Raw genomic sequence first — 26194 nt, 5'->3', positions numbered from 1 at the left:
AACTAATTTGGAAACGATACCAGCTCTGGTTATAGCGGCTTTAGCCGCTCTCTTTATTTCATTACCGTTTTTTCTCGGGTCCGGAAGGGAGAACCCCGGCTCTGAGCAAGGGAGTCTCGATCCAGATCCGGTGCTGGAGAAAATAAAAACCCTTGAGGGCCGTAAGGAATCCCTTCTATCAGCCATAAAAGATATAGAGTTCGACTACGGGCTCGGAAAGCTGTCCTGGGAGGATTTCGAGGAGCTTCGCGATAAATACAAGGTGGAAGCCGCTTCCGCTCTCAGGGAAATGGATATACTGATTAGCAAGTCCGGCAATATCATGACCGACGAGGATCTGGAAAAGGAGATAAGCGCCGAGAGAAAACTGCTCCTTTCCGATTATGAAGATGAGGAGATTGAGAAAGAAATCCTCAGGGCGCGCGAGGCGGCATGGCAAATGGATAAAGACAGGCTCGTATGCCGGAAATGCGGAAACGAAGGCGTGCAAGGGGACCTGTTCTGCTCGAAGTGCGGAGCCAAGATAAAGGGGGATGCTGAAAATAAACAAGCCACTACTTTCTAGCTCACTCGTGATTACGGCGCTCACCGTATTAATAATTTCTCTCTTTACGGTTCGCGATTCATACGGCCAGAACTCCCCCCATGATATGGAGAACATGGGCAGGGACCTCTTTATCGAGAACAGATGCGTAAGGTGCCATACGATAGGCAGGGGAAGGTTCGTCGGCCCCGATCTGAAGGGGGTAGGTGAAAGATACTCGCGAGAGGAAATTATCAAATGGATCGAAAACCCGCAGCAGATTTATCAGTCAACGGGAAAGATGCCGGTTAATGAAGGGTATCCTCCAATGCCGCCCATGCAAATACACCCGATGGCGGCAAGCGCCATCACGGATTACCTGCTCACCGTAAAGGTAAAGCCCGATGCGGGGGAGGGCGGCGCCATTTCGGGCAAAGTAGTAAATAAGACAAACGATGAGGCCGCGTCCGGAATAAATATCACGCTCACTTCTTTTATGGGGGACAAAGAGACCGGAAAGACGGAAGCCGTAACAGAACCCGGCGGAGAGTTCGCGTTCAGAGACCTCTCCTGGGACAGGAGCTACGCCGTTACCGTAAGACACAAAGACGCGGAATATTCGACCGACAAGATGGTTTTCTACCCGGGAGAGGATACGAAGACCCTTGAGCTTCCCGTCTACGAGCCTACGACAAGCGACGCGGACATAACGGTGAAAGAAGCCCACATGATTGTACAGGTCATGGAGGAAGGACTTTCAATAGCCGACCTTTCCATATTCGAGAATAAGGGCGACAAAATGTATACGGGCAGCATGGATATCGGCGAGGGGAAGAAAGAAACGATAAGATTCAGCGTGCCAGAGGAAGCTGGAAACATTAATTTCATACACGGTCTCGACCCCGGGAGCGTAGTCAGGACCGAAAATGGTTTTTCCGATAGCGCAGGGGTTCTGCCGGGCGACAAACGTGTGGTCTTCGCGTATAACCTGCCGCTTGATTCCGGTGATACCAGCATCGACAAGACGATTGAATACCCGACCGGGAGCTTTCTCCTGCTTGTTTCAGATACAGGAAGCGAAATAGAGGTAGACGGATTGTCTGGACAGGAAGCGGTAGAGATAGAGAATGAGAAGTTTCTGAGGTGGACAGGGGCGGATCTGAAACCCGGACATGAAATCATCATAACTTTTATTAATCCGCGTGATTATTCCGAATACCTTAAATGGGCGGCTTTAGGGTTTATAGTACTCCTTGTGGGAGCGGGGATCATATACTCCTCGGTCAGGGGCGGAAAGAGTAAGAGTCAGGAGAATAAGCCTGTAACGAGAGAGTCTCTCCTCGATAAACGAAGCTCCCTTATAAGGGAGATTGCCGCACTTGACGATAGATTCGAAGCGGGAGGAGTTGAAGAGGAAAGGTACAGGAAGCTAAGGGAATCGAAGAAAGCCGAGCTTGTGGAGATTACACGGAGACTGCGATTTTGATCACAAGTCTCCATGATGAAACTGGATTATAGAAAGGACCGCTACACTTGCGGTCTCCGTTCTAAGAGTCCTGGGACCCAGACCCAGGGAGGTAAAACCCAATTCACTGGAAAGGAGAATTTCTGTTTCAGAAAATCCACCTTCCGGTCCTATGAATAATATTATATTTTTGGAGAATTGTAAAGAATTATTAAGAAATTCTTTCATGCTTGCTTCACTATTAACATGAAGTATTATCTTTAACGCATTGTCATTATATATATTTAATGCTTCAATAAAGTTTAAAGTATCTTCTATTACTGTAGGTATTGTACGCCCGCACTGCTTGGAGGCCTCAACCGCTATCCTCTCCCATCTTCTTTTCTTTTGAGATGTTCTCACCTGTGATCTTTCGGTAATAACGGGCACGACAGTATGCACCCCGAGCTCGGTGGCTTTCTCCACTATATAATCCATCCTGTCTCCCCTGGGGAGGCCTTGGAGAAGAGTGATTCGGATGGGGGAATCGGTGTTTACTCTCCTGGTCTCGGAGATTTTGACTGTGAGTTCCCTGCTTCCGATCTCGGCTATAGTGCCGTAATGCTCAAACGAGGAGTCGTCGAACAGGGTCACGGGATCGCCCGTCCTGAGCCTGAGCACCTTTACGATATGCCTGTAATCTGCGCCTCCGATAACGGCTTTCGATCCGTTTATCTGTTTCTCTGAAATCGGGAATCTCGGCATTTCTTTTTTCAGTCTCCGGCCCCGGCGTCTTTCGGGTGATTATATCATAGCATGAAACCGGTTTTTTTAAGATGATTGTCAGAACGCTACTTCCGATTGCCCGGCCTGTTAAAATAAAGAATAATTTCTTCAGTCAGCCTATTGACCGTGTATTCTCCCGGAACTATATCGGCCCTGTATCCATTTTCCTTAAGAGTGTTCGCCGTGACGGGTCCTATACAGGCGATAACGGGCTTCGCGGGCGCGGTATCAAGCCCTCCTACGGCTGAAAGAAAATTCCTTACCGTTGAGGAGCTCGTGAATGTAAGAACGTCTATTTCCCCTTGAGAGAGCATCTTCCTAATCCTGTCCGCTCTTCTCTTTCCCGGCATTTTTGTCTCATACGCCGTGGCTACCTGAACGTCCGCCCCCATCTCGCGAAGGGTCGCCGGAAGAATATCGCGCGCCTCCTTTGCCCTGGGTATCAGTATCTTGGCGCCTTGCAGTTTTTTCTTTCGAAAGAGCTTTATCAGACCCTCGGCCCTGTAATCTTGAGGAACAAGCTCTATGTTCATGCCCCTTTTCTCTATGTCGGATGCCGTAACTTCCCCTATAGCGGCGATCAGGATTCTGTGCATTTCCCTGAGGTCCTTTCCCCTCGCCCGCATCCTGTCGAAAAAACTCTTTACTCCGTTCACGCTCGTGAAAACTATCCAGTCGTATTTATGCAGTTTATCTATAGCCGAGTCAAGAGATTTATAGCTTTTCGGGGGCTCTATTTTTATCGCCGGGAACAGGACAACATGAGCCCCCGCTCCCTCGAGCAGGGCGGTAAATGTTGAAGCCTGCTCCTCCGCTCTGGTCACGACCACCTTTTTCCCGAATAGAGGCTTGCTTTCATACCAGTTCATTATATCCCTCAGGGCCACCACTTCCCCGACCACCACGATTGCGGGCGAGGTTATGTCTTTCCTCTTCCGCACCGTCTCGGCAATGTTCTCTATGGTGCCCGTGACGGTTGACTGTGACGGATATGTTCCCCATGTTATAACGGCTGCCGGTGTGGCAGGAGGTTTGCCCGCGTCAATTAACCTTCTCATATTTACGCCCAGTTTTTTTACACCCATGAGAAACACGACAGTTCCTATCTTCGAAAGCACTCTCCAGGGAATGCTCGACTCCGCCTTCGAGGGGTCCTCATGACCGGTGACTACTGCGAAGGATGAAGTGATATCCCTGTGTGTGAGGGGGATACCGGCGTAAGCGGGCACCGCCGAAGCTGAGGTCACGCCCGGTACGATCTCAAAAGGGATACCTTTCCTTGCCAGCTCCTCCGCTTCCTCGCCGCCCCGGCCGAATATAAAAGGGTCTCCTCCCTTGAGCCTTGCGACTGCTCTGCCTTTCTCGGCGTGTTCTACCAGGAGCGCGTTTATCCTTTCCTGAGACATCTCTTTTACACCGGCTTTTTTGCCTACGTATATTGTTTCGGCCTCATTCCGGGCGAGCTCCAGCAATCTCCTGTTTACCAGGTAGTCATATACGATTACATCAGCGGACCCCAGTACCTCTTTCCCTTTGATGGTCATAAGACCGGGGTCTCCCGGACCCGCTCCTATGAGATAAACAGTTCCTTTTTTTACCATGACGGTTTGTAAAAGAAAACCGAAGCCCGGGGCTAATGTCAAGAATTGAACAATCTGCTGAAATTTGTATATTTTAAATGTATTATAATTGCGCGTTTTAGTTATGAAGCTTTATCGAGCAGGGTTGCCGTATTCAACCGAAATTTTGTGAGCATTGATTCAGGAGGCCTGAAATGATCGTCAAAGACTGTATGACACCGAACCCGGTTACCGTGAGTCCTGAAGCGGGAGCCGGCGAGACCCTGGAGATGATGAAGAAGCTCAATTTCAGACAGTGCCCCGTTGTCGAAGACGGCAATTTGGTCGGTATAGTAACCGACCGGGACATAAGGACGCATATTGGAAGTAACAAGGATTTGAAGGTTCGTGACATAATGTCATCGGGTCCGATTACTATTTTTGATTACGCGTCCGTCGAGGGGGCCGCTGAAATTATCAGGAGCGGAAAATTCAACGCGCTGCCGGTTGTTTCGAGCAGGAACGAGCTTGTCGGTATTCTGAGCGTAACCGACCTTCTCGACGCGTTCCTCAACCTGCTCGGCTTTCATGAAAAACCTCTCAGACTCGAAGTCCAGATGCCGGACGATGTCAGTCTTTTCGATGTGCTCCACGTGATACAAAACCATTCGGAAAAGGTTCTCTCGTTCAGTGTCGCGCCTGAAAACCGGAGGCTCTACTATTTCTGGGTAGTCAACTGTAATTTCGGCGAAGTGGAGAAGGAGCTGCGCGCCGGAAACACGAAGGTAAGCACCATTCATAGTTAAATGACGACAGAGGAAGCCGTTTAAAACAAAAATCCAAGATCCGAAGCTCCATGCATCCCCCGGGATTACTCTTATCCCGCTCGGCATGGATGCGAATACAATCTCTGGTATAATAAATTAAATACTATATAAACAGGAACGCGACCGGCAATAAATATGGAACCAGATCAGTACGAATTCATTCTCGACCACTACAAGAATCCCCGAAACTACGGAACGATAGAAGGCGCGGACGTTTCACACGAAGAGGGTATTCCTTCCTGCGGCGATGTAATCAGATTGGATCTCAAGCTTGACGGCGGAAGGGTTGAGGACGTTAAATTTACCGGAAAGGGATGCGCGATAAGTCAGGCTTCGGTATCGATTCTGACCGAGAAGGTGGCCGGCAAAACCGTAAACGAAATACTCTCTCTTAAAGAGGACGAGATGCTGGAGTCTCTGGGAAAACAAATCTCGCCGGTAAGATTCAAATGCGCTCTCCTCGGACTTAAGGTTCTCAAAAAAGCGTTACTGGCGAAAACAGCCGTTGAGTAGCATAAAGCCGCTTTCGGCAAATAAACGGTGTATCCATGCAAAGATCGATCAAACCACTGAAGGGCTTTGACCCTTATAAGGTAAAAAGCGATTTTCCCGTATTCGAACGAAAGGTTAACGGGAAGCCGCTCGTTTATCTCGATAACGCGGCTACGACACAGAAGCCGATCCAGGTGATACAGGCACTGGATAATTTTTACAAAAAGCATAATTCCAATATACACAGAGGCGTGCACACTCTAAGCTACGAGTCCACCGTCATGTACGAGGAGGCGCACAAGAAGGTAGCGGATTTCATAGGCGCGCCTGACTGGAGAAATATCATATTCACCCGTAACGCTACGGAGTCCATAAACCTTGTCGCGTACGCGTGGGGTCTTAATAATCTCGGCGAAGGGGACGAGGTTCTCATAACCATCATGGAGCACCATTCCAATATCGTGCCCTGGCAGATGCTGAGGGACAAGAGGGGAATAAAACTCAAGTACCTCGGGGTGGACAGTGAAGGCAATCTGAACCTGGACAAGCTTCCGGAGCTCCTCACCGAGAAGACTAAACTCGTGGGAATAGTCCATGCCTCAAATGTCCTCGGTACGGTGAACCCTGTGAAGCGAATAGCGGAAGAGGCCAGGAAAGCGGGGGCGCTCGTACTAATCGACGCCGCTCAGTCAGTCCCCCATATGGCGATTGATGTTAACGATATAGGGTGCGACTTCCTCGCGGCTTCCGGTCACAAGATGATGGGCCCCTCGGGGACGGGTTTTCTGTACGCGAGGGAAAAAATTCTTTCCGGTATGGATCCCTTTCTCTACGGCGGCGATATGATAGAGAAGGTAACTATGGAAAAGTCCACCTGGAACGAGCTTCCGTGGAAGTTCGAGGCCGGGACGCCGGATATCGGGGGCGGCATCGCTTTAGGCGCGGCAGTCGATTACCTCAAAGCCGCCGGACTCGATAATATCATGTCCCATGAAGAAGACCTCCTTGAGCACGCGATTGAGGGATTGAGCGCTTTTGAGTGGATAAAGATTTACGGCCCGCGTACCGGGCACAGGGTAGGCGTAATATCGTTTAACGTGGAGGGTGTGCATCCCCACGACGTGGCTGGTGTGCTGGACGAAGAGGGTATAGCAGTACGTTCAGGCCATCACTGCGCGCAGCCGCTCATGGCGGAGCTCGGGATGGATTACGCGGCCAGGATGAGCTTTTACCTCTACAATACCAGAGAGGAAATAGACCTCGCAATCAAGGCGCTTCAGAAAGCCAAACGGATTTTCGGATAGTATTATCTTCCGCCTTGAGAAACTACAAACCAGGCAATAATCCTTAAGTCACCGACTTCCGTACAATAATACAGTTTTATACCGGGAGATTCATACTATCCCGGTTTTTAGTGCTCATCCCCCTCGGATTACCCCGCCACAATTGTCGTTTAATAGTTGTCCGCCCTCATTGTGAGTGAGCGCTCACTTTTAATGTACGGTTTTCTGACAACTTACAACCGTTGAATAAGTAATATCAAACAAATACGGCAGATTACGAATGGCACCCAAATTGTTAAATAAATGGGGAAAGGAGGTATTGATATGATTTCACTTTTCTTGTCGCGTTTTTCACAGTTCGGGTTTTTTACACTGCTGATTCCGGTATTGGTCTTTGCCGCAATTACGTTCAGTTCCGCCGCAGGCGCGGATGAAGGGGTTGCGCAAAAAGGGCAGGCTATTTTCAAGGAAAAGGGGTGCGTTGCGTGCCATTCGATAGGCAAGGGCAAAATTACCGGGCCCGACCTGCTGGGCGTCACCGAGAGGAGGGAGGAGGAATGGCTTAAACAATGGCTCAAGTCCCCGGACACGATGATATATACGGACCCTATAGCCAAGGAAATGTTAAAGGAATACCTCGTTCCGATGCCCAATCAGGGCCTCAGTGACGAGGAAATTGATATTCTGATCGAGTATTTCGAATATGAAGACTCTAAAAAAGCTGAGAAGTAGCTTAATAAAATCAGTAACACAGAAGGAGGTATTGAAAGATGACAGTATCCAAGAGGTTATTAGGGGTATTACCGCTGTTGCTCCTGGCCCTCTCGATAGCCTTTTTCACCGGTTGTCAGGAGAAAGGAGAGGTGGAAAAGGATGAAAACGGGAAGACGGTCAGGCAGGAGGGGCAAGTGGGCAATGGAGCGCAGGCGATAGCCGAAGCGCGCGGACTCACGCCGCAGGACGTGGAAGCCGCGCTTAAGACCTATGTGCCTACAGGGAAGTATGATGATTACCTGATGTTTGCCTCCGGGGGTCATTCCGGACAGGTGTTTGTTATAGGCGTTCCGTCCATGCGCCTTCTCAAGGAGATAGCGGTATTTACGCCCGAGCCGTGGCAGGGATTCGGGTTCGGCTCCGTTGAGTCCGAGCATATCCTCAATTCGGGTAATATGCCGTTCGGTGAGAATAGAGAGCTCAGGTGGGCCGACACTCACCATCCGGCATTGAGCGAGACGGGCGGCGATTACGACGGGCAGTTCTTATTCATCAACGACAAGGCTAACGCCAGGGTCGCGGTGATCGATCTTCGCGACTTTGAAGTAAAGCAGATAATAAAGACGCCGAATATGATCTCGGATCACGGCTCTACTTTCGTTACGCCTAATACCGAGTTCGTAATCGAGGCTTCTCAGTACGCGACTCCCATACTACTGGGCGAGTACGCTCCGATCGACCAGTATCAGGAAAAGTACCGCGGTATTATTGCGTTCCACAAGTTCGACAGGGAAAAGGGAAGGATCGTGGAGGAAGGGTCATTCCAGATGGAAGTACCACCTTACTGGCAGGACCTATGCGACGCCGGAAAGAAAGTAAGCGAGGGCTGGCTCTTCTGTAACTCTATAAACACCGAAATGGCTACGGGCGGTATAGAGCAGGGAAATCCTCCTTTCGAGGCGGGCGTGTCGGCAAGGGACATGGACTATATGCACGTGATCGACTGGAAGAAGGCAGCGGAAGTTGCGGGACAGCCCGGGAAAACCGTGGAAATCGGCGGGGTAAACGTTATTCCCATGGAAACTGTTATTGCGGAGGGATTGCTTTACTTCATACCCGAGCCCAAGAGCCCCCACGGCGTGGATGTAGCTCCCGGCGGCGATTACGTAGTGGTAGCGGGCAAGCTCGATACTCACGCGACAATTTACGGGTTTGACAAAATTCAAAAAGCGATAAAGGATAAACTCATTGAAGGAGAAGACACTTACGGCGTTCCCATTCTCAATTACAACGACGTCGTGACGGCGCAGCTCGAGATCGGGCTCGGGCCTTTACATACCCAGTTCGACAATGAGGGTAACGCCTATACGAGCGTATTCATAGAGAGCACGCTCGCCAAGTGGAAGCTGGGCCCCCCTTACAACGAGGGTGAAGATGCCTGGACTCTCACGGAGAAGATACCGGTCCATTACAATATAGGCCACACCGTCTGCGCCGAGGGCGATACCGTTTCTCCTGACGGAAAATACTGCGTCGCGCTGAATAAGTGGTCTATCGACAGATTCACCCCTGTCGGTCCTTTGCTCCCGCAAAATTTCCAGCTTATTGACGTGTCGGGAGATAAAATGCAGCTCCTCTACGATATGCCCATAGGCAGTGGCGAGCCCCATTACGTTCAGATGATAAAGACTGACAAACTCGATCCGTGGTCCGTTTATCCGGAGGTAGGGTTCAATCCGGGAACAATGAGCGTGGACCCGAATGCGGCAACGGCCGGAAACGAGAAGATCGTCCGTGAGGACGGCAAGGTGGAAGTATGGATGTCGGCGATCAGGAGCCACTTCAACCCCGAGCATATATCCGTTAACGAGGGTGATGAGGTTATCCTCCACATAACGAATGTTGAGCGCGCAAGGGACGCTACTCACGGCTTCGCTATAGACGGTTATAACGTCAACCTGAGTATCGAGCCCGGCGAAGCTAATACGGTCAAGTTCGTGGCCGACAAGCCCGGAGTATATCCCTTCTACTGCACCGAGTTCTGCTCGGCTCTCCACCTGGAGATGATGGGTTATCTGCTCGTGGAGCCTGACGGTAATTGAAGCAATGCCGCGAATTGCCTTGCCTCCCCTGCGCACGGAGTTAAAGCTGAGGGAGGCAAGGCGGATACAACGGGAAGTGCATTTATCAACTATGTACCGAGGGAGGTTACGTAATGAGAAAGCTAGGCGTATTATTCGGATTGATAATGATGTTTGCAGTCTCTGGTATTGCCACCGGCGCCGAGAATGAAGAAACCGCCAGGTCGTGGCAGGAGCAGGCGACCGACACGAGGGCGGCGGTCATGAGTGTTTACGGGGAGCTGGAAAAGACAGGAGACCAGGATAACCCTGTGGCAAAAGACCTGATCGCCGACGCTGTGGCTCAGCTTGGCGAGGGGGATAAATATATGGCGCAGGGTGATGAAGCCATGGAAAAACAGGAATGGGAGAAGGCGAATTTCGGCTACAACATGGCATGGCAGTATTACGTAAAAGCCGCGACAGCGGGATTGAACGCCAAAAGAATTTTGACGGGACAATAAGATTCCCGGTTAAGTCGCTTCCCCGATTCATGGGGGATTACTTCCAGGAAGGCAGCATACGAGAGTAGTCCCCCTGAACGAGTGACGGAGCACGATATTCTATTCTACTGCTTCCGGAGGTTATTAATGAAAGAAAATGAGCTTATATTCGGCCCCCGTATCCCAAAAGAATTATGGGAAAAAGAGAGAAAGAGGTTTCTTCTTCCGTCGATAATTCTGGTCGCTGCGGCGGTCATTCTCTTTATATCCATATTTCTGCCTTACTGGAAAATAACGCTCTTCGCGCCCCAGTATCCGGACGGCCTTGAGGCCAGCATGTACGTCAACAGGCTCACGGGGGATGTTCATGAGATAGACGGGCTCAACCACTATATAGGTATGAAGCCTATGGGCGAGGCGGCTGTCCTTGAGCGCACGCTGAGCGTGTTCATCATAATCGGCCTTGCGCTTCTCATAGCTGGCGCGGTTTATGTACACAGCCCCGTTGCCCTTTTTCTCTGTATTCCGGCGCTCCTCTATCCCGTGTTCTTTCTGGGGGACCTCTATTTCTGGATGCGGAATTTCGGCATGAACCTCGACAGAAACGCACCCCTGAGCGGCGCGATAAAACCGTTTGTCCCGCCGATACTCGGAGAGGGGAAGATAGCGCAGTTCAGCACTATCGCTACCTGGGAGATAGGACTTTATATGTCGATCGCGGCGTCCGTGCTGATAATCATCGGCTTATATTTTCACCGGAGGGCATACAAGCCACTGATTGTGGATTCCCGGGAAGCCCGGAGCGCTTGAGCGTAAATACTCTTTCTGTCCCGGAAATGGACAAGAAATTAAAACTGTGCAGTTCCGGCTTTAATGTAATCCTCGGGAGGGGCGTTTTGTCATGATAATGCGTATAGTGGCAATTGTTTTTATTTTGTCGGCATATCTGGCAGCCGCAGATTCTAACGTGACCGTTCATACGGTTTCGCCCGAGGGCCCCTACACGTCGATTTCCGCGGCTATACAGTCGGCGGAGAAAGGCGACACGATCCGGGTCCGCTCGGGCGAATACAAAGAGCACATTGTCGTCGATAAAACGCTTACACTCACAGGGGAGGACTATCCTGTAATCGACGGCGAAGGAAAGGGCGTTGTCGTACTGATTAAGGCCCCCGGCACGGTGTTCAGGGGCTTCAATGTTACGGGCAGCGGGGAGAGCCTTAATCTGGAGCACGGCGGTATACTGCTCGATTCCGCGCCCCGAAGCGTAATAGAAAATAACCGACTCGATGACGTCCTGTTCGGTATTTATCTCAAAAATTCTCCCGACGGTCTAATAAGCAAGAACTTTATACGAGGCAAAGACCTCCCCCTTCCCGAAAGGGGGGACGGTATAAGGCTCTGGTACAGCTCGGGCACGAAGATACTGAACAACCATGTCGTAAACGCGAGAGACCTCGTGATGTGGTGGTCCGGGAACACGGTGATCGAGGGGAACAGGGTCGAGAAGGGGAGGTACGGACTTCACTACATGTACAGTAACGACAACCTTTTCAAGGATAACGTATTCATAGATAACTACGTGGGTGGATTCCTTATGTACAGCAGCGGTATAACCTTCCATAACAATATATTCGCGCGAAATCAGGGCCCCGCTACAGGGTACGGCATAGGATTTAAGGACCTCGACGACATAGTAGCGGAAGGGAACCTCTTCATAGACAACAGGATCGGTATGTACCTGGACAACTCGCCCCACCTCATCGACTCCTGGAATAAAATTGACGACAACGTAATCGCTTATAACGACATCGGCATTTCGATGATGCCCTCCATCGAGAGGAATATTTTCGTCTCCAACAGTTTTATGGACAACCACGAGCAGGTCGAGGTCAGGGGAGGGGGAGAGCTCAAGGGAAACGAATGGAACGAGCACAACAGGGGAAATTACTGGAGCGATTACGTGGGTTATGACGGAGACGGCGACGGGATAGGGGAAATACCCTACAAATCGGAGAGCCTTTTTGAGAACATTATAGATTCCAGACCCGAGCTCAGGATATTCGTGCACAGCCCCGTATCAAAGGCTATCGAGCTCGCGTCGGAAGCTTTTCCCCTAATGAAGCCCGCGCCCAAGCTGACGGACGATTATCCTCTTGTCGGGGCCGGGGTGCCGGAACATCTGAAAAAAGACAGACGGAAGCTCTCCCCCGCCTTACTTGTCCTATCTTTATCGATGGTTCTGATCCCGCTTTCTTTCTACGGGTATTTACTCAAGAGTTAAAGGATGGATAGAAATTGATAGAGATAAAAAACGTAACGAAGCGTTTCGGCAAGCTCAGGGCGGTTGATTCCGTGAGCCTCGAAGTAGCGTGGGGCGAAGCGGTCGCTCTACTAGGATCTAACGGCGCGGGGAAGAGCACACTCATTAAATGCATACTCGGCATTCTCGACTTTACGGGTGAGATTGCCGTAAACGGGATAGACGTAAGAAAACACTCGAAGAAGGCGAAGTCCCTTATCGGCTACCTCCCGCAGGAGCCGGTTTTCTATGATATGAAGACGATAGATATAATCCGTTTTTTCGCCCGCCTGAGGAAAGTGGACGGCAAAATTGGCGAGAGGGTGCTGAGTGAAGTGGGTCTTGCCGGACACTCATCCAAATACGCCTCGGAGCTTTCCGGAGGAATGAGACAGCGGCTCTCTTTCGCGATCGCGCTCCTTTCGGAGCCTGAAGTTCTTCTGCTCGATGAGCCTACTTCAAATCTCGACGCCCGTGCTAGGGGGGAGTTTCTGAATCTCGTGAGAGAGTATAAGAAGGGCGGCAAAACGGTTGTGTTCTCGTCCCACAGGCTGGACGAGGTGGATTATCTCGCCGACAGGGCGGCTCTTTTGAGGGACGGGAAGCTGGTCCTTGAAGACAGTCCGGGGAATCTTGCGGAGTCAGTCGGTCTTGCTCTCAGAATGAATATCCAAATCCCGGAGGAGCATATAAGAGAAGCCGTTGACATTCTCGCCCGGGCGGGCGTCAGGGTTCATGGAAAAAATGGAAGGGGCATTATCGTCGAGGTGAGCGCGGTGGAAAAGATGAAACCGCTCAATGAGCTTATGACACAGAAAATCCCCGTAATCGATTTCACTATGGATGAGCCGTCTATGGAGAACATTCTTGACAGTGAGGGTGGAAATGGATATTAGGAACGTACTGATTATTACAGGTAAAGAGATGAGGGAATCCATCAAGAACAGGTGGTTCGTGCTTTATACAGTATCTTTCTCGGCGCTGGCGATACTGATTCTGTTCATAGCCGGAGGCGGCGGGGAGATCGCCGGTTTCTCAGGATACGGCAGGACGGCTGCGAGCCTTATAAACCTCGTACTGCTCTTCGTTCCCCTGATAGCGCTTGTCACGGGGGCTATCGGCATTTCAAACGAGAGGGAGAACGGCACCCTCCACTACCTTCTCTCGCATCCGGTTACGAAAGCCGAGGTTCTTACGGGGAAGTTCATAGGCGTGCTGGTTCCGATATGGTTTTCGATCTCGCTCGGATTCGGGCTTGCGGGAGTCGGCGTCGCTCTTAAAGGCGGCGCCGGAAATGTTTCGGGCTACATACTCACAGCGCTGATGTCGGGGCTTCTGGCAGCCGCGCTTCTGAGCGTGGGGTTCGTAGTCTCCGTATACTCCGGAAAGTCCTCCAAAGCGATAGGAATTTCCGTTTTCCTCTGGCTCGTGTTCATAATACTCGGGGACCTCGGAATCATGGGCACTGCCGCCGCTATGGATTTGGGGATAAAACAGCTGTTTATTCTCGCTGTGATAAATCCCGCAGAGGTATTCAAGATTTCGTCCGTGCTCATTCTCAGCCCCCGGTTCGAGATACTCGGCCCGGTGGGGGTATACGCCGTAAGAACTTTTGGTAAGGAGGGGCTCATGATTCTGCTCATCTCTATAATGGCTTTGTGGACCTTTATACCTTTGGCGCTCGCCTATATTTCATTCAGCGTATTGAGGAGGGAGGAGTTATGAGGGCCTCTTTTGTTTTATTGGTTGTTATTCTGCTCGTCTCGTGCAGGGATAAAGCCGGAACAGGGCCGGTAGAGATACATTACGGAGAAGATGTATGTGAAAGATGCAAGATGATAATAAGCGAAAAGAATTTCGCGGCCCAGTATCTTTTGCCCCGAAGGGAGTCCAGAAAGTTCGATGACCTCGGTTGCCTGGTCGAGCATTTCCGAGAGAATGAAAATGAGATCACGAACCTGGCCGCCGTTTATGTTGTGGACTTTAACTCCGGGGGCTGGACCGACGGGAAAAAGGCGTTTTATCTCCGGAGCGGCGATGTAAACACCCCCATGGGCTACGGTATAATCGCCTTCGGTGATAGAGAATCCCTGCTCGCGTATCCGGGTTTTGAAAAAGGGCGGGAGCTCGGCGGTTTCGGCGAATTGATAGGGCAGGGTGGTCATAGATAAAGACCCTTACAGGGATTAGTACTCTTCAGTTAACGAGTTGTTAGTATATTGATATTAAGGTGAGCCCTTATTATCCTATACGCCTGATCCGGGACCGAATGTTATTACTATGAATAGAGCGCTCAAAAACCCCAGAACCAAAATAAGCAACGCCGCGCTAGGCCTTTTTATAAAAAAGGGCATAAAGGGAACGACTACAAAAGAGATCGCGAAAAAAGCCGGTATCTCGGAAGGTACCATATACAACTATTTCAGGAGCAAGAACGATATTGCTTATCACTTATTTGTGCAGTATATGGATATGTTCCGGGATAAGCTCGCCGACGGCGCACGGAACGGCTCCCTCCCTGAGGAAAAGCTGTCCGGTATGATCTTATCTTTCTTCGAATTCGCCGAGAGAGAGCCCCAGGCTTATGCGTACATCATGATGGGCCATTACACGGAGCTCGAAAAAATGCCCTTTAAAAAGCAAAAACCCAAGGACCTGTTCGTAAAAGTTATAGCGGAGGGAATCAGGGAGGGAAAATTCAGAAAAGCCGGAAAAGACCTTATGGCTGCTCACATAATCGGAATGATAACCAGAACCATACTATTCCATAAAAAAGGCATACTGAATCCGCCCTATGAACAACTGATAGAGGAAACAAAAAAATCGGCCCTGAGAGTCCTCTTTAAGTAGACGGGGAAATACGGCATAACACCGGTACGGAACGTTATGCAAAGCGATTTTGGTTTCAATGGGTACGATATATCCGGCGCTGCACGGACGCATTTGGCAGTAGAACTACTTTTCCCCGAAATTGGGTACTATTTTAATGGAGGTACGGTAATGCTTGTAAAGGAACACATGACAAAAAACCCTCTCACGGTTTCACCCGATGAAGACATAAAGGTCGCCTTCAACACACTGACCGACCACAACATAAGGCAGGCACCTGTCATAGAGGGCGGCAGGCTTCAGGGGATTATCACGGACAGGGATCTCCGTATGGCCCTTGTTCAGTATGAGACAGAGCCCGCGTTGACGGTTAAATCTGTAATGACGCTCGACCCCGTCATCGTAAAAGAAAACGCGGAGCTAAAGGATGCGGCCCGTTTGATCAGCAAAAACAAGTTTAACGCTCTTCCCGTGATTTCAGAGGGCGGCGAGCTGACCGGTGTTCTGACGACAACCGATATTCTGAACGGACTCGTTCAGGCGCTCGACGAGGTCAAAGACAAGTAAATTTTCACCCTGACCTGAATCTTTGAATTTGCTTCACTAGAGGAGACCATTCATGAAGATCGCAAAGATTCTTTTCCCGACGGATTTTTCTTCCAGATCACTAAGCGCGAGAGAGTATGTTCTTTATCTTGCGGAAGCGCTCGAGTCGACTGTTTATCTTCTCCATGCCATCGAGCCGCTCGAATACGATCAGATAGACCAGGAAATTAAGGAATTTTACAGGAACCTCGAAGGCCAGCTCGAGGAGAAAATGAGACATGAGCAGGAGGTTTTCGAGAAAAGGGGCCTGAACGTTCATACGGAAATAATAATCGGTCCGAGGTGGAGGGTTATAAACTCATACGCCAAAGATAAAAATATAGACCTTATAATAATGGGCTCTCACGGACTCAAAACCGAGACGGGCGAGCTTTCGGTAGGCACTACCAGCCACAGGGTGATGTTCACATCTCCTTGTCCGGTGCTGGTAGTAAGGCGCGAGACGGACTAACCATATCAGTATGTTCTTTAATTAAAAAAAGATATAGTATTAGGTAATACCATCACTCCGGGGAGAAACACGAGATGATAAAATTCCTGCAGAATTTACCGCAAGTGTTCACTGTCGCGGCTCTGTTTGCCGTATTGTCGATACTTCCGGTTTACACGCCCGGCATTCCTGCGGCGGCGGAGGAAAACGAAAAGGGTACGACGTCGAACGAGCAGGATGCCGCAAATATTAAACCGATAGTCGATCCCTCGGCAGACGCCCTGCTAAAGGAAATGGGCAATACGCTCAAGTCGGCCGGGGAGCTTTCTTTCAACGCCAACATTACCTTCGACGAGCTGCTGCCCTCGGGTCAGAAGATACAGTTTGGCGGTGAAGCAAGCGTCACGGTAAAACGCCCCAACCTGCTCCACGCGGTGTACAACGGGGATCTTCACAGCAGAAAGATCTGGTATAGCGGAGATGAAGTTACCGTCCTTAATACGGACGACAATTTTTACGGGCAGCTCAAGGTGCCCGCCACTTTAGACGAGACTATGGATTATCTGATGAAAGACTACGGTTTTACGCTTCCTCTCGCGGATATAGTGTTCAGCGACCCGTACGGCTCCTTAATGAAGAACGTCCGCGCGGGCGTTGTGGTTGGGAACAGCAGTATAAACGGCAGTGAGTGCCGCCATCTGGCATTCGTAGAGAAATATATAGACTGGCAGCTTTGGGTTTCAGGGGGCGTCGAGAAACTCCCTTGCAAGCTCGTAATAACTTATAAGACAGTACCGGGTTCGCCCCAGTACACAGCGGTGTTCTCCGAGTGGAACTTAGGTCCGGAGGGAAGCGAATCCATATTCAAACCCGTGATACCGAAAAGGGCGGCCAGGATCGATTTTATAAAATTAGCAAATCAGGAAGGGGGATAGCAATGTATAAAGACAAAAAATCCGGCAAACAATATTTTCTTATGACCGTGATAGCTGTTCTCGTGCTTATCGGTCTGATACTCACTCCCTATGCGTATGCCCGCGGCGGACGCGGAGGAGGCTTCGGCGGAGGAGGATATCGGGGCGGAGGCGGCGGTTTCGGCGGTTCAGGGTACGGGGGCAGGGGTATGGGTAGCGTCAGGTACTCAGGGAACAGTCTCGGCTCCGACAGGGGCTCTAACTACGGCGGCTATCAGGCGGGCAATCTCGGCTCAGGCCGCGTGCAGGGCCAGGACAGCGGCAATTGGAGTCAGAACAGGCAGGAAAATATCAGCTCCCGGCAGGGCGCCATATCCGACAATCAGACATCCAGACAGGATTCTATCGGGAACAATCAAGAGAACAGACAGGACTCCATTTCTAACAATCAGGAGAACAGGCGTAACGACATAGATAACTTCAATAACAACACCGTCAATATTTATAATGATAACTACTACAACAATTACTGGCACGGTTATTGGAACTCATGGAACGGCTACTACTCCGGCTGGGCGTTCGCGGGCGGCCTGGCGGTCGGCGCGGCGATAGCGAGCCTTCCTCCGTCCTACAACACAGTTTACGTGGAAGGAAATCCTTTCTATTACTCCGACGGCGTGTACTACGCGCCTCAGGACAATCAATACGTGGTGGTACCGCCCCCGGTTAACGCTGTGGTCGTTTCACTTCCGCCGAGCTGCAGTACAGTGTATGCCGGAGGGGGCGAATATTTCGACTGCGGGGGAGCTTTTTACTCCCGCGCCGGCAACGGATACAGGGTAGCCGAGCCTCCCGTGGGGGCAATGGTACAGTACCTTCCCGACGGAGCGCAGAAAACTCAAGTCGGCGGCGCGACGTACTTTCTCTTCGGCGGAGCTTACTACCAGCCGTTTTACAGCGGGAACAGCGTAATATACAAGATTGTGTCTGATCCGACGTAGTGAAACTTATTCCTTACGCGGTTAGGGTCTAAGGGGTTCCGCCTGGAAAGAATCAGCTTTTCAGGCTTCTGTAAAGCTGATCGTCTATCGATTCTTCCAGTCCCGGATTAGAAGGCAGATAGACCCCGAACGGGTCTTCATCGAAAAACCTGACAAAAACGTTTTTATAACTGATGATCCTTATATCACTGGGGTTTATATCGCGCGGGTCGCTGTGACCGAGCACTTCCGTAAGGTCGAGCATGTCCCTGTGAAACCCCGTCAGATAATTATGTATCCGCGTGGATTTTTCAGGCAGGTTAACGCCGTGTATTCTCCATTTACTGTTAGTGGTGATTCCAGTAGGGCATTCATTGGTATGACACTTTAAGGACTGTATGCATCCGAGCGCGAGCATGGCGCCCCTTGCCGTGTCGATTACGTCCGCTCCCACGGCGAAGGCGAGAGCGGCGTGCGCGGGCGTGAACAGCTTTCCCGAGCAGCTTATCGTTACACTGTCCCTGAGCCCTGCCTCTTTCAGTTTTTTATCCAGATAGTAGGTGGTCTCGAACGCGCTCCCGTAACCGACGTAGTTCATATAAATGTTCTCTCCCGCGCCTGTGCCTCCGTCGGCCCCGTCTATCTGTATGGCATCCGGGCCGTCTCCGGTGTGCTTCATTGCCTCTATCAGAAGATCGATCTCCTCGATCCTGCCCACACACATTTTTATACCGACAGGAAGCCCGGTGAGCTTCCTTACCCTTTTTATGAATTCCATGAGCTTGAGTACGGAGTCTCCCGGTGTGGAGGCGATACATTCCGCATGCTGGGGCGGGCTTATGACGGTTTTCCAGGGCTCTACCTTTCTCACAGCCGCTATCTCAGGGGTAACCTTTACGCCGGGCAGCACACCGCCCATTCCCGGCTTGGCCCCCTGGGAAATCTTGATCTGAATCATCCCTATATTATCGTGCTCCCGGACGAGTTCCTTGAGAAGAGCATCGTCCAGAAGACGTGTATGCATGCCGTCATTCAATTCGAAGTTTTTCCCCACGCCGAACTTGCCCGTGCCGATCTGGAATATTACGTCGTTTCCGGCGACTCCGTGCGGGCCGTATCCTCCCTCCCCGGTGTTTACGTAGGCAACGTCCCGGGCGCCTATGCTTATGCACTCGGCGGCCTTCCAGTTTATGGATCCGTAACTCATGGCTGAGACGTTCAGAATATTCCTTACCTTAAACGGTCTCACCTCCGGTCTTTTCTCCCCGATTATGACCTCGTAGCCTGCCTTGGTATGAGCGCCGGTAAAGTTGCGGTGCAGTATGTGAGACTGCGCGGTGTTTTCGAGATCGAACATGTCGAGTTCGGTTCCGAAGCTCGAAAGCGGCTTTATGCGCTTTGCCTTTTGATATATGTAGTCCCTGACTATCCTCGGAATCGGCCTCCCGTTTGTGTTCGTCTCGTTGAAGTACTGAAGATATTTGTCCCTGAACGTGTCCTCGAACAGATAGCGTACTCTGCCCAGCGGCCCGTATATCCTGATAAGAGTCCTGTCGTCCTGAACGAACAGCTCCCTGATCGAAAACGTGAACAATGCGGCAAGACCCAGAATCAGGGCGTAATACCACTTGCCGAAATACCAGGCAGCCGGTATTGCGGCCACAAGCATGACTATTGAGATTATATCCATCACCCTTTGAAGGGGAGGGTTGTATGTGTACTGAACTAGGCCTTTTTCCTTGCCCTGTGCTCTAAGCTTGGCCAGAAATCTGCCGCACTGATCGGATTCCCTGTAGCTCATTTTATATATTCTAATTTATACTGGCGGTTTTTTAAACCTGCTCCCCTTAAAACCGCGGCTGGGACTCGGAAGTGATTTTACTCGATTATAAGTTTATAACGGATAATCAGGGTCTTAATACGTACTTAAGCGCCTGACCGATTACCAGTGGAATGAGGCTTATCGCTATAACGAGTGTCCATCCGTCGGCGCCGGGGTTTGCTACACTCAAAACTTGAGCCGCGGGGGTGAAATATACGGCGGTAAGGATAATTACCGCACAAAGCATGATCGCGCCCCACACGTATTTATTCCGCGTTACCTCGTTTTTAACAAGGCCGGAACGGGCTTCTCTCATGTTAAATACGTGAAACAGCTGAACGAAGGCGAGCGTAAGAAATGAGACGGATACCGCCCTCTGGTCGTCGAATCCCAGTTCTTTTATGGATATTAGGAGGGCTCCCAGGACTGCCGCCGTTATGAGCAGACCGTATCCGGCGATTCCGAGCCAGCTTCTTCTGGTTATTATCGGCTCCCCCGGTTCCCTGGGCGGCATTTTCATTATATTTTCGTTCCCTTCTCCCATCCCGAGCGCGAGCGCGGGGAAGACATCTGTAACGAGGTTCAGAAACAGAATCTGAAGAGGGAGTATGGGCAATGGTATAGAAGCGAACGAAGCTATGGTTACGACCATTATTTCACTTACGTTACAGGAGATCAGATAGAAAATGAATTTTCTTATATTTCCGAATATGGTTCGTCCCTGCTCGATTGCGTGTACTATCGTCGAAAAGGAGTCGTCTTTTAAAACTATATCCGCGGCTTCTCTCGCAACCTGCGTCCCTCTCAGGCCCATCGCGATTCCGATATCCGCCTGTTTGAGGGCGGGGGCGTCGTTTACACCGTCCCCTGTCATAGCGACCACGTTTCCTCTCTCCTGATATAACGAGATGACGTCGAGTTTCTGCTCAGGACTCACACGGGCTAGTATTAGCGACCCGGATATGTCCTCTTTATCTCGTTCGGACAGGCCCTCTATATTTCTCAGGTCCTTTCCATGTATAGCCTTCGCTTCCTCGTTTTCCACAAGGCCTACCGCATGAGCTATGTTTCTCGCCGTGGACGGCTGATCTCCCGTTACCATTACTACTTTAATGCCGGCCTCAAGGCACCTCTCAATCGACTCCCTTATGTCGGAGCGCGGAGGGTCGAGAAGGCATACGAGACCGAGGAATGTGAGATTTGCGTATGGTTCTTCGTCCGGGCTTCCGGCAGTTTTTTCCGCGTGGGCTATTATTCTGTAGCCCCTTCCGGCGAGCTCTTCGTTTTTTTCGCTCCACTCCTCTTTCGTCTCTTTTGTCAACTCCATCTCCCCTTTTTCGGTGAGAATTGAAGTGGAAGATTCAAGGACCGAGTCGGGGGCGCCTTTTACCGCTACTCTGTAAACGCCGTCCGATTTATGAAAAGTCGCCATCATGTTTACGGATCTGTCGAAAGGCTCAACGCCGGTCTCGGGATAGCGCGACAACAGTTCGTTTCTATCGATACCTGCGTCTAATCCCGCGATTAACAGAGCTATTTCGAGAGGGTCGCCGATTGCGTCTGCGTTTTTTTCAGAGCTGCCGTTTAAAGACGCAGTGTTGCAGAGCACTCCTGTCTCGAGGACTTTCATTAAAATATCGTCCTCACGGGGATTTTCCTTGACCCCGTCTACCAGAAAAGCAGCCTCTCCCTCTTTCCCTCCCTCTACTATCCGGACAGCTCCCGAATCGGTTGCTATCAGCTCAACGCTCATTTTGTTCTCAGTGAGCGTGCCGGTTTTATCCGTACATATTACGTTTGTCGAGCCCAGGGTCTCGACGGCGCTCAGGCGGTTTACAAGAGCGTTCCGCTCGGCCATCCTGAGCATGCCTCTCGCAAGGGCGATTGTAGCCACAACGGGAAGTCCCTCCGGGATCGCGGCTACGGCAAGTGCGATTCCTGTCTCCACCATGAGCAGTATGTCCCTGCCCCGGAGAATCCCGGTTATGATCACGAGCACCGCAAGAAGAATGGTTACCCATATGAGCTTGTTCCCTAAACGGTCGAGGCTCTTCTCGAGCGGGGTTTTTTCCTCTTCGGCCTCCTGGACGAGAGCGCTGATGCGCCCTATCTCGGTATTGAGTCCCGTGGCCGTAACCACTCCTTCCCCTCTGCCTTTTGTTATGGGGGTGCTCATGAACAACATATTTGTACGGTCGGCAATGGGCGTGTCCTCGGATACAGCTTCCGTATTTTTGCCGACAGGGACGGATTCCCCTGTGAGCGAGGATTCGCTGGACTCGATGTTGGAGGCCTTTATGATCCTGAGGTCGGCCGGAACAATGTCGCCCGCTTCGAGGATAACGATATCCCCCGGGACGATCTGCTCGGAAGGGAGCACTTTTACGTTTCCCTCCCGCCTGATCTTGGCATCAATGCGTACGAGCTTGTAGAGGGCTTCCATCGATCTTACCGCCCTGATTTCGGTAAAGAACCCGATTGCGGTGTTTATAAGGATGACAGCTATTATCGCTATTCCCTCGGGCCAATCTCCAAAAAGGATAGAGATGATCGCGGCTACCGTCAGAAGCGCGACTATAAGACTTTTGAGCTGTCTAATCAGGATAGTCCACGCGCTCAGGCGCGTTGCGGCGGCCAGGCGATTTTTGCCGTATTTACGAAGCCGCTCCGAGGCGCCCGCGCTGTTAAGGCCGGTTTCCGCGGAAACGTCTAAAAGTCCGAGTAGCTCGTCTGGCTCGATGCTGTAGGGAGCTTTAATATCCATAGATTGTCATTAATTCCCGGAAATTGATTCTGTATTCGTATGGCTCTATAAAATGCGACCGGACGCTATCCAAATTGAGCTAGGCCTTTTAAGAGATAGCCGACGATGTACGCTATGAGGGCGGCCGCGCCCCCGACAAAGAAGGTCTCGAGACCCGAATAATACCACCTGTGCTCCATTATTCTTCCCTTTACCGAACCGACTATAAAAAGCGCGCAGGAAGTCAGAACCACGGAAATTGCGAAGGTATCGGTTTTTAGGGGCCCGATAAAATATGCCCAGACATAAGCGAGAAGAGGTATGAACCCTATCAGGTTAAATGATACGAACGTAACCGCCCCGCTCTTAACCGGGGAGGTGTGGTCTTCGAATATCCCGAATTCGTCCTTCATCATTGTATCTACCCAAATATCCTTGTTTCCCGTTATCGTCTCGACGGCTTCTTCGAGCTGCCGGCCTTTAAAGCCTTTCCTGGAGAATATATCCCTTATTTCCTCGGTTTCTTCCTCGGGGATATTGTGGACCGAGTGTTCCTCGGATTTCCTCACCTTCTCGGCGAACTCCTTCCTCGATTTTGTGCTCAGGTAGTTTCCGACGGCCATGGAGAATCCGTCCGCGAACAGGTTTGCGAATCCGAGAATCAGCACGATAGTGGGCGAAAGGGAAGCACCCGCCACCCCCGCTACCACTGCAAAGGTCGTAACCGCCCCGTCGATTCCGCCGAAAACGAAGTCCGAAAGGTAGGAGCTGATTTTAGCTTCGGATTTGACTATTCCTTCCATTTTTTATTCTCCGGCTTCGGTAGAGAATTGCCTTGAAATAATTTCCCGAAAGAGGGAATCTATAATCCCGCCTTCATCCCCCACAGTATTTACGGTGAAATAACTCTTGTCCCGAAGCTCCTCCGGCTCCTCGAACTCCCTCATAAATCTGTCCATTATCTCTACCCGGGCGTCGGATACGGAGGCTCCCTCAAGCTCTCTCTTTATGAGCCTCTCCCGTATGACCGCCTCCGGGGCATCGGTTCTGAAGTAGTAAACCTCATATCTCTCTAGCCAGGCGTCTCGCGCGAGCAGCTCCCTCCATTTAAGCTTTGAAAAACTCGCGTCAAGGATAACGATATTGTGTTTTTTTATTTCCTCCCCTCCGCGCGCGAGCAGCTCTCTATAAGTCCTTTCCGTCATGTCCGGGGAATATATACCCTTGTCGTAACCTTCGTATTTCTTCTCCTGAGCGGCCATACCGGTTATCTCTTTCCTTATATAATCCGAGGATATTACATTTGCGCCCAGCTCTTCTCCAAGCTTCCCGGCGAGCGTTGATTTTCCCGTGCCGATTATCCCGAAGGTTACGATTACCACTGGAGGGGAGCCGAAAAGGGCATATCTCAAGGCGAGTTTGAAATATTTCTCCGCCCTTGAGAGCGCGAGACGTTTGCCCTCCTCCGGCACTTCCTTTTCAGTCCCCCTTATACTCTCCACTTCCCCCCTTACGCAGGCCCTGTAGCACTTGTAAAAGTCAATAACCTCTCCCATTGTATTGTCATCCATTTCTTTTTGGATTTCGGAAACGAAGAAGCCGGAGAAGCCGTAGTAGCCGTTGTAATCGAGGTCCATTGCCAGAAACGCTATGTCGGAGGCGATGTCTATGTACCTGAACCTTTCGTTGAACTCTATACAGTCGTAAATACAGATTTCCGGGGGGGCGAAATTTATATGTTCCAGATGCAGATCGCCGTGGCAGTCCTTAATATAATTTTCGTCTTTTCTTTTAAGCAGCAGGCCGGTTTTGTTTGCGAAGAATTGCCCGTTATAAAAGCTGATCGCGTTATACTGTGCGGGAGACAGCGTAGTGTCCGTGAATGTTCTTGAGATAGAGAGGACTTCGTCAATGTTTACCTTTATCCTCTCGGGCGCCCCGTAATCGAGCACTTCTGTCCCGGTAGTCTGCCCGCTGTAAAAATCTCTCAGTTTGCGAGCCAGTCTTGTGAAATTCTCCTCGGTCGCTTCCCCCCTTCCGAGGATATTAATAAGAAATTTCTCCTCCGGGAGCTTATTCATTTTAACGGCGTACTCGACTGTCTCCCCTTCCCCTGAAAAGGCAAATGCGCCGTCTTTGAATTTAATTTCCTCCACTCCTATATATGTTTCCCCGCAAAGCCTTCTGTTTAGCTCTATTTCTTTTTCGCAAAACAGCTTTCTTTTTTCCAGAGTGGAAAAGTCCAGAAATCCGAAGTCCACGGGTTTTTTTACTTTGTACACGTAGGGAGGCACGACGAAAACATCAGAGGCGTGTGTTTGTATGTGAATTACTTTGTCGGGGTTATGAGGGTAGGCGGAGGGTTTAAGAAGGAAATCGATTAAATCCGACCTCTTCACACTATCTTCGTTTAGCATTCGTTCAAGTGCTGACGTACTGTCAGGGCCTGAGTGATAAAACGGAGCACGGCGATTCCGGAATCAATCTTTCGGTAACGCTTCCGAGAATGAGTCTCTTGATTCCCGTCCTCCCGTGCGTGTTTATCACTATCAGGTCGCTGCCATTTCTTGATGCGTAGTTCGCTATGGAAATTGCCGGGCTCAGTCCGTGAATAACTTCCGTCCTGACATCGGTTTTTAATTTTGTACCGCCGGATTTTTCAAATTTCTGCTTTATGTCGCTCACCCTGTTTTCGATCTCACGGACCGACTGCTTGATCACTATATCGAGCGCCCCCGTGGGCATGTCCTGAGCGTACATGTCAAGCCTGAGCGCGTAGATAACCGTGACCGCAGCGCCCGTTAGAGTAGAAAGACCGATGGCATAGTTAAGGGCGGATACGTTGTCGTCGGAAAGGTCGAGCGGAACAAGAATCTTCTTAATGCCGACCTTTTTCCCCGCTCCCCCTCCTTTTACGGCAAGGACGGGTATGTGCGATTTCTTAAGGACCTTTACGGTCTCGCTTCCGACCATCATGCTTTCAATGAGCCCGTGACCCTGCTTTCCCATGACGATCAGATCGGCTTTCCTCAAGCGGGAGAACTCACGTATCTTATCGCCGGGAATTCCCTTCAGTATTACTCCGTCGAATTTAATCCCCGCCTTATCGAGGGATTTGCCTATGGCGCTGAATCTGTCGGCAACCCTTTTCTCGGCCCTCGACTCCCATTCATGAAACTTGACGTCCTCTTCTCTCAGCTCCTTGAAAAGAAGCTGTACAGGGAGGGGTATAACGTGCACCCCTATAATCTCGGCCTTTGTGAGCGCGGCCAGGTATTTTGCGTAATCAAGCGCCGCCTCGGCTTCCGTCGAGCCGTCCGTCGCCCATAATATTCTTTTTATTTTCATATTCAGCTACCCGTTTTATTTATTTTCCG

The 26194-nt window shown here is 50.7% G+C and carries 25 protein-coding genes; 18 read left to right on the top strand and 7 right to left on the bottom strand.

The window, feature by feature from the left end; genetic code table 11:
• The first annotated feature begins 7 nt into the window (after nt 1-7).
• A complete protein-coding gene (locus RIG61_06705; protein ID MEQ9618847.1) occupies nt 8-565 on the top strand; it encodes a zinc ribbon domain-containing protein in 558 nt (185 codons plus the stop codon).
• Nucleotides 534-2009, top strand: coding sequence for a cytochrome c (locus tag RIG61_06700; protein MEQ9618846.1), 1476 nt, complete (start codon nt 534-536; stop codon nt 2007-2009). Before RIG61_06705 ends, RIG61_06700 begins: the two co-directional genes overlap by 32 nt.
• Here RIG61_06700 and RIG61_06695 read toward each other — a convergent pair whose 3' ends face one another.
• Nucleotides 2010-2732 carry a 16S rRNA (uracil(1498)-N(3))-methyltransferase gene (locus RIG61_06695; GenBank protein MEQ9618845.1) on the bottom strand — a complete coding sequence of 241 codons (723 nt, stop codon included), beginning with the start codon at nt 2730-2732 and terminating at the stop codon, nt 2010-2012.
• Between the two features lie 86 nt (nt 2733-2818).
• Nucleotides 2819-4396: a uroporphyrinogen-III C-methyltransferase gene (cobA, locus tag RIG61_06690; GenBank protein MEQ9618844.1), complete on the bottom strand. Its 1578-nt coding sequence runs from the start codon at nt 4394-4396 to the stop codon at nt 2819-2821.
• 131 nt (nt 4397-4527) lie between these two features.
• On the opposite strand from cobA, the gene RIG61_06685 reads away from it, so the two are divergent.
• From RIG61_06685 to RIG61_06610, 16 genes are all read left to right on the top strand, one after another.
• On the top strand, nt 4528-5118 hold the full coding sequence (locus RIG61_06685; protein ID MEQ9618843.1) for a CBS domain-containing protein: 591 nt from the start codon (nt 4528-4530) through the stop codon (nt 5116-5118).
• A gap of 156 nt (nt 5119-5274) precedes the next feature.
• Entirely contained in the window at nt 5275-5652 is a 378-nt protein-coding gene (locus RIG61_06680) for an SUF system NifU family Fe-S cluster assembly protein (GenBank protein MEQ9618842.1), read from the top strand.
• A 35-nt stretch (nt 5653-5687) separates the two neighbouring features.
• The gene (locus tag RIG61_06675; protein MEQ9618841.1) at nt 5688-6935 is read left to right on the top strand and encodes a cysteine desulfurase; all 1248 of its coding nucleotides are present in this window, start codon (nt 5688-5690) and stop codon (nt 6933-6935) included.
• Between the two features lie 303 nt (nt 6936-7238).
• Nucleotides 7239-7646 carry a cytochrome c gene (locus RIG61_06670; GenBank protein MEQ9618840.1) on the top strand — a complete coding sequence of 136 codons (408 nt, stop codon included), beginning with the start codon at nt 7239-7241 and terminating at the stop codon, nt 7644-7646.
• A gap of 38 nt (nt 7647-7684) precedes the next feature.
• Nucleotides 7685-9730: a Sec-dependent nitrous-oxide reductase gene (gene nosZ, locus RIG61_06665; protein ID MEQ9618839.1), complete on the top strand. Its 2046-nt coding sequence runs from the start codon at nt 7685-7687 to the stop codon at nt 9728-9730.
• Nucleotides 9731-9843: 113 nt separating this feature from the next.
• On the top strand, nt 9844-10212 hold the full coding sequence (locus RIG61_06660) for a hypothetical protein (protein MEQ9618838.1): 369 nt from the start codon (nt 9844-9846) through the stop codon (nt 10210-10212).
• A gap of 126 nt (nt 10213-10338) precedes the next feature.
• On the top strand, nt 10339-11001 hold the full coding sequence (locus RIG61_06655; GenBank protein ID MEQ9618837.1) for a cytochrome C: 663 nt from the start codon (nt 10339-10341) through the stop codon (nt 10999-11001).
• A 91-nt stretch (nt 11002-11092) separates the two neighbouring features.
• Nucleotides 11093-12475, top strand: a complete 1383-nt coding sequence (nosD, locus tag RIG61_06650; protein MEQ9618836.1) for a nitrous oxide reductase family maturation protein NosD — start codon at nt 11093-11095, stop codon at nt 12473-12475.
• A gap of 14 nt (nt 12476-12489) precedes the next feature.
• A complete protein-coding gene (locus RIG61_06645; protein ID MEQ9618835.1) occupies nt 12490-13389 on the top strand; it encodes an ABC transporter ATP-binding protein in 900 nt (299 codons plus the stop codon).
• Nucleotides 13379-14218 (top strand): ABC transporter permease, encoded by an 840-nt coding sequence (locus RIG61_06640; protein MEQ9618834.1) that lies wholly within the window; start codon nt 13379-13381, stop codon nt 14216-14218. The genes RIG61_06645 and RIG61_06640 overlap by 11 nt, the downstream gene beginning before the upstream one ends.
• A complete protein-coding gene (locus RIG61_06635; protein MEQ9618833.1) occupies nt 14215-14664 on the top strand; it encodes a nitrous oxide reductase accessory protein NosL in 450 nt (149 codons plus the stop codon). The genes RIG61_06640 and RIG61_06635 overlap by 4 nt, the downstream gene beginning before the upstream one ends.
• 109 nt (nt 14665-14773) lie before the next feature.
• Entirely contained in the window at nt 14774-15343 is a 570-nt protein-coding gene (locus tag RIG61_06630) for a TetR/AcrR family transcriptional regulator (protein MEQ9618832.1), read from the top strand.
• Between the two features lie 150 nt (nt 15344-15493).
• The gene (locus RIG61_06625; GenBank protein ID MEQ9618831.1) at nt 15494-15889 is read left to right on the top strand and encodes a CBS domain-containing protein; all 396 of its coding nucleotides are present in this window, start codon (nt 15494-15496) and stop codon (nt 15887-15889) included.
• A gap of 52 nt (nt 15890-15941) precedes the next feature.
• Nucleotides 15942-16379, top strand: a complete 438-nt coding sequence (locus RIG61_06620) for a universal stress protein (GenBank protein ID MEQ9618830.1) — start codon at nt 15942-15944, stop codon at nt 16377-16379.
• Between the two features lie 74 nt (nt 16380-16453).
• Nucleotides 16454-17293 (top strand): DUF2092 domain-containing protein, encoded by an 840-nt coding sequence (locus RIG61_06615; protein ID MEQ9618829.1) that lies wholly within the window; start codon nt 16454-16456, stop codon nt 17291-17293.
• Nucleotides 17294-17295: 2 nt separating this feature from the next.
• Nucleotides 17296-18273, top strand: a complete 978-nt coding sequence (locus tag RIG61_06610) for a DUF6515 family protein (protein ID MEQ9618828.1) — start codon at nt 17296-17298, stop codon at nt 18271-18273.
• Between the two features lie 52 nt (nt 18274-18325).
• Here RIG61_06610 and RIG61_06605 read toward each other — a convergent pair whose 3' ends face one another.
• From RIG61_06605 to RIG61_06585, 5 genes are all read right to left on the bottom strand, one after another.
• On the bottom strand, nt 18326-20053 hold the full coding sequence (locus RIG61_06605; protein ID MEQ9618827.1) for an FMN-binding glutamate synthase family protein: 1728 nt from the start codon (nt 20051-20053) through the stop codon (nt 18326-18328).
• Between the two features lie 106 nt (nt 20054-20159).
• The gene (locus tag RIG61_06600; protein MEQ9618826.1) at nt 20160-22838 is read right to left on the bottom strand and encodes a cation-transporting P-type ATPase; all 2679 of its coding nucleotides are present in this window, start codon (nt 22836-22838) and stop codon (nt 20160-20162) included.
• Nucleotides 22839-22903: 65 nt separating this feature from the next.
• On the bottom strand, nt 22904-23620 hold the full coding sequence (locus RIG61_06595) for a VIT1/CCC1 transporter family protein (protein ID MEQ9618825.1): 717 nt from the start codon (nt 23618-23620) through the stop codon (nt 22904-22906).
• 3 nt (nt 23621-23623) lie between these two features.
• Nucleotides 23624-25234, bottom strand: a complete 1611-nt coding sequence (locus RIG61_06590) for an AAA family ATPase (protein ID MEQ9618824.1) — start codon at nt 25232-25234, stop codon at nt 23624-23626.
• A gap of 22 nt (nt 25235-25256) precedes the next feature.
• The gene (locus RIG61_06585) at nt 25257-26165 is read right to left on the bottom strand and encodes a universal stress protein (protein MEQ9618823.1); all 909 of its coding nucleotides are present in this window, start codon (nt 26163-26165) and stop codon (nt 25257-25259) included.
• Nucleotides 26166-26194 lie beyond the last annotated feature (29 nt).

Source organism: Deltaproteobacteria bacterium (genome assembly GCA_040223695.1).
Classification (GTDB): Bacteria; Desulfobacterota_D; UBA1144; order Nemesobacterales; family UBA2774; genus JAVKFU01.
This window is presented reverse-complemented; position numbering and strand designations above follow the sequence as displayed.